The 4191-nt window shown below is 74.0% G+C and carries 5 protein-coding genes; 1 reads left to right on the top strand and 4 read right to left on the bottom strand.

Annotated features, from left to right (window positions below; translation table 11 throughout):
* A partial coding sequence (locus DW299_RS08720) for a CHAT domain-containing protein (RefSeq protein WP_136036354.1) occupies positions 1–1428 on the top strand: 1428 nt, incomplete at its 5' end.
* 265 nt (positions 1429–1693) lie between these two features.
* On the opposite strand, the gene DW299_RS08715 is transcribed toward DW299_RS08720, so the two are convergent.
* From DW299_RS08715 to DW299_RS08700, 4 genes are all read right to left on the bottom strand, one after another.
* A complete protein-coding gene (locus DW299_RS08715) occupies positions 1694–2038 on the bottom strand; it encodes a type II toxin-antitoxin system PemK/MazF family toxin (protein ID WP_136036353.1) in 345 nt (114 codons plus the stop codon).
* Positions 2038–2271, bottom strand: a complete 234-nt coding sequence (locus tag DW299_RS08710; RefSeq protein WP_136032253.1) for a ribbon-helix-helix protein — start codon at positions 2269–2271, stop codon at positions 2038–2040. The genes DW299_RS08715 and DW299_RS08710 overlap by 1 nt, the downstream gene beginning before the upstream one ends.
* Positions 2272–2304: 33 nt before the next feature.
* Positions 2305–3081 carry a DeoR/GlpR family DNA-binding transcription regulator gene (locus tag DW299_RS08705; protein ID WP_136036352.1) on the bottom strand — a complete coding sequence of 259 codons (777 nt, stop codon included), beginning with the start codon at positions 3079–3081 and terminating at the stop codon, positions 2305–2307.
* 91 nt (positions 3082–3172) lie between these two features.
* Entirely contained in the window at positions 3173–4054 is an 882-nt protein-coding gene (locus DW299_RS08700) for a class II fructose-bisphosphate aldolase (protein WP_136036351.1), read from the bottom strand.
* Positions 4055–4191 lie beyond the last annotated feature (137 nt).

The following is a 4191-nucleotide window of genomic DNA, read 5'->3' as shown; positions in this document are numbered from 1 at the left end:
GCCCCCACGCCCCTGCGGCTGCGCGTCCACGAGGTGCGGGCAGCGAGGGCCCTGCACCGAGGCCGTGACCGGGCGGCGCTGCGAGCCGCGGGCGAGGGCCTCGACCTGCTGTCGTCGTGGCAGCAGTCGTTCGGCGCGCTCGACCTGCAGGCCTCGGTCGCGATGCACGCGAGCGACCTCGTGTTCACCGGGCTCACGGCGGCGGCGCGCCTCGGCGACCCGGAGACCCTGTTCGAGTGGTCGGAGCGGGCGCGTCACCTCAGCCAGCAGGTCGCGCCGGTGCGGCCCCCGCACGACGCGGACCTGGCGGCGGACCTGGCGGAGCTGCGGATGCTGCGGGCAGAGCTCGCGGGTGCCGACTGGACGACCGACGCGCGGGTGCGGATGCTGCGCGACCGGGTGCGCGAGAGGCAGTGGACGGCGACCGGCTCCGGCGCCGCGCGCGAGCGGCTCGGCCTGGCGGCGGCGTCTGCACTCCTCCCGCGCGACACCGCGGTGTTCTCCTACGTCTTCACCGGCTCCGAGCTGCACGCCGTGGCGGTGACCGAGGGCCGGGCGCGCATCGTGGAGCTGGACTGGCCGCGGGTGCGGGCGGCGCTCGACGGGCTGCGGGCCGACCTCGACATGGCCGCTCTCACCCGCGGCGGTGCGATGGGTGCGGTCACGCAGCGGTCCCTCGTCGCGCGGCTGGAGCTGCTCGACGCGGGGCTGCTCGCACCGCTGCGGCGGGCCGTGCCGCGGGCGTCGCGCGTGGCGATCACGGTGCCCGGCATCCTCGGGGGCGTGCCGTGGGCCATGCTGCCCGGCATGCGCGGGCTGCCGTTCACGCTCGTCACGTCGGTGTCGCGGTGGCTCGGAGACGACCGGGCACCGCGCGCCGCGTCGCCCGTCGTGGGCTTCGCCGCCGGTCCTCGCGTGCGCCGCGCGGGCGAGGAGGTGCAGCGTGCGGCCTTGGCCTGGACGGACCGTGCCTCGACGCGCGTGTACGAGGGTGCGGAGGCGACGGTGGGTGCGGTGACGGCCCTCGCGGGCGACGCGGAGCTGCTGCACATCGCGGCGCACGGACGGCACGCGGTCGACAACCCCCTGTTCTCCGGGTTCGAGCTGAGCGACGGCACGCTGTTCGGCTACGACGTGGACCTGATCCCGCGGGCGCCGCGCACCGTGATCCTGTCGGCGTGTGAGCTGGGGCGCTCGTCGGTGCGCTGGGGGGAGGAGGCGCTGGGCATGACGCGGGTGTGGTTGCACGCGGGCACCGAGTGCGTGATCGCGGCCCCCGTCGCGGTGCCCGACGACGATGCGTGCGAGCTGCTGGCGGCCGTGCACGCCAGGCTGACCGAGGGCGCTGCACCGGCGGACGCCCTGGCCTCCGCGGCCGTCACGACGGGCGTGATCGCGCCGTTCCAGTGCCACGGCGACGGATTCTGACCTTTTTCTCCAATCGGTGTATCAGAACCGCAGGCGGTGACTCCTGTTCTTCGGAAGGTGTCGCAGGCGAAGGGCCTCGAAGGAGGAGGCGCGAGGGAGGCGCCGTCGGATCTGGGGAAACAGCGCACTGGGGAGCGCGCACGACAGGGACACCAACTGCTCTGGGGAGCCGCGGATGCAGCCGCGACACCTCACAGGGCCTCGGCGATCTGGGGACGCCGGGGCCCTTGGGGTGCGCCCGCGCGGGCTCAGGCGAGGAGCACCGTCACAGGTCGAGGAAGTCTCCCAGCCACAGCCGGACGGAGGCGAGACAGTCCGCGGACACCCTCCCCGCGACGCCCGTGATCCGTTCCCGCGTGAGCGTGCGCGGCTGCTCGGTCATGACCCAGGACGGACGGTCCAGTCCGCTCGGCCCGTCGATGCGGATGTGATTGGGCCACCCACGGTCGGTCGTGGTGATCGGCAAGCCGATCACCAGGGTGGTGACGGCGTCCAGATACCCGGCGGAGGCGACGAGGAGGACGGGTCGGTGTCCGCCCTGTTCGCGGCCGCACACCGGTTCCAACGACACCCAGACGATCACTCCGGGGGCGAGATCAGGGTCTGCCATCAGGAGGCGTCTGCCGATTCGACCCGCTCCCACGCCGCCGTCTCGGCCGCATGCGAAGCGGCGTCCTCGGGAGAGGAGAGGGCGACCGCCGTGCGCAGCGACTCGAGGCGTCGGCGGCGATCCTCGGCGTCGGCGAGATGGGCGAGGTGAGCGCCCAGTGTCAGCCCGTCGCGAGCCGCCTGATCCTTCAGCCGATCGCGGAGCTCGTCACTCACCTTGATCGTCGTGGTCATACTTTCAGTATACCGAGCCCCCGCTGCGCGGACTCAGGCGAGGAGCACGACGTACCCGGCGGTGCGCAGCGCCTCGACCAGCGCGGGCTCGGCCCCGCGGTCGGTGATGACGGTGTGGAACAGCTCGGGTCCGCCCACCGCGGAGAACGCCTCGACGCCGAGCTTGCTGCCGTCGGTCACCACGACCGCGCGCCGGGCACGCTCGGCCATCATGCGGTTCACGGCGGCCTCGCGCTCGTCCTGCGTGGTGGCACCCGCCGCGGCGTCCATGCCGTTCACGCCCAGGAACGCGATGTCGAGCCGCACCCCGCGCAGCAGCTGTTCCACGAACGGCCCCACGAGCTCGTACGTGCGGGAGTGGATGACGCCGCCGGTGACCACGACCTTGATGTCGGGCCGCGTGGCGAGCTGTGCCGCGATGTTGACCGCGTTCGTGACGACCGTGACGCCGCCGTCGGCGGCCAGGTCCTCCCTGGCGGCGAGGGCGGCCGCGATCGCGGTCGTCGTGGTGCCCCCGGAGAGACCCACCACCATGCCGGGCGACACCAGGTCGGCCGCGGCCTGGGCGATGCTCGCCTTCTCCTGCGTGCGCAGGTGGCTCTTGTAGCGGATGGGCAGCTCGTAGGCGACCGTCTGCGCCACCGCACCGCCGTGCGTGCGCGTGAGCAGGCGCTGCTCGGCCAGGGTGTCGAGGTCGCGGCGGGTGGTGGCCGGCGAGGCGCCGAACCGGTCGACGAGCTCGTCCACCGTGACCTCACCGCTGGCGGCGAGCAGGTCGAGGATCGCGTTCAGCCGTGCCGCCCGCTTCACCGCGTGCTCCCGGAGGGGTGCTGCGGCGGGAACCCGCGACCTCCGTGGTGACGGCCGACCGCGAGCGCCTGCGGCCCTGTCGCCGCCACGCTCATCCCGCGGCCGCCGTGTCGGTCTGCAGCGCGAACAGCCGCAGCATCCGCGCCGCCTCCTGCGCCAGCGCGTCGCGAGCGGGTGCGAGGTACTTGCGGGAGTCGACCAGCCGCTCGTCGCGGTCCAGCACATCGCGCACGGCCCGCGTGAAGAAGCCGTTCAGATGGGTCGAGACGTTGATCTTGGTCATGCCCGCCCGCACCGCGTCGGCGATCACGGCGTCGGCCACCCCGGACGAGCCGTGCAGCACGAGGGGGACGTCCGCCCCGGCCGCCCCGGCGCCGCGCAGTGCCGCCCGCAGCCGCGCGATGAGGTCGAGGTCGAGCGACGCCGTGCGGTCGGTCATGGCGTGCGACGAGCCGACCGCCACCGCGAGGGCGTCCACCCCGGTCGCGGCCACGAAGGCCCTGGCCTCGTCGGGGTCGGTGCGCACTCCGGGTGCGTGCGCGCCGTCCTTGCCGCCCACCTCGCCCAGCTCGCCCTCCACGAACACGCCAGCCCGGTGTGCGCGCGCGGCGACCTCGGCCGTCAGCGCGACGTTCTCGTCGTAGGGCAGCGCGCCGCCGTCGAACATGACGGAGCCGAACCCGAGTGCGACCGCCTCGTCGACCAGCTCCGGTCGTTCGGCGTGGTCGAGATGCACCGCGACCGGTGTCTCCGCCCGGCGGGCCAGCGCGAGCGAGGCGAGCGCGATGGGCTCCAGGCCGCCGTGATAGTCGGCGCAGTTCTGCGAGATCTGAAGGATCACCGGGAGTCCCGCGAGGGCGGCGGCGCGCACCAGGCCCTCCGCGGTCTCGAGGTGGATCACGTTGAACGCGCCGATGCCGGTTCCGGCGTCCGAGGCGGCGGTGACGAGTTCTCTGGCGGAGACGAGGGTCACGAGGGGTCCTTTCGAAACAGGGCGGGGTCGGGGCGGGTCACGCGCAGGTGCTGCGCGAGCGCGGTCCAGCGGGGCGAGATGTCGCCGGCGAGCGGCATGAGCACGGCCGCCGCCGACCAGGCCGTCGCGCGGCGGCC

The sequence above is a fragment of the Microbacterium sp. K35 genome, assembly GCF_004794375.1.
GTDB lineage: Bacteria > Actinomycetota > Actinomycetes > Actinomycetales > Microbacteriaceae > Microbacterium > Microbacterium sufflavum.
The sequence above is the reverse complement of the archived record's forward strand: the minus strand, read 5'-3'. Positions and strand labels throughout refer to the sequence as shown.

Excerpts from the sequence above, each read along its gene's own strand:
- DW299_RS08710 (WP_136032253.1), bottom strand. The coding sequence starts at position 2,271 with ATGACCACGACGATCAAGGTGAGTGACGAGCTCCGCGATCGGCTGAAG.
- DW299_RS08715 (WP_136036353.1), bottom strand. The coding sequence starts at position 2,038 with ATGGCAGACCCTGATCTCGCCCCCGGAGTGATCGTCTGGGTGTCGTTG.